Annotated in this window: 1 protein-coding gene; it reads left to right on the top strand. The window is 49.2% G+C overall.

Annotated features, from left to right (window positions below; all coding sequences use genetic code 11):
* A partial coding sequence (locus NZ772_03810; GenBank protein MCS6812684.1) for a TOBE domain-containing protein occupies positions 1 to 238 on the top strand: 238 nt, incomplete at both ends.

Below are 238 nucleotides of genomic sequence, written 5' to 3'. Positions count from 1 at the left end.
AAGTTGGCCCGCCTCGTCTAAGAACTCTGCTGTTGTAGTAAGTCTACGTCCAGAAAAAATTTACGTCAGTCTGTACCCACCTGATGTGCGCGTCAACTGTTTCGAAGGACGTTTACGTAACGTGATGTACCTTGGCACCCACGTCTACTATGTAATCGAGCTGATGTCGGGCGATCGCATTACTGTCCTGCAACCCAACACAGCCGGCAGTTTACCAGATCCTGATACCCCCATTTAT

The sequence above is a fragment of the Cyanobacteriota bacterium genome, from assembly GCA_025054735.1.
GTDB lineage: Bacteria > Cyanobacteriota > Cyanobacteriia > SKYG9 > SKYG9 > SKYG9.
This window is presented reverse-complemented; position numbering and strand designations above follow the sequence as displayed.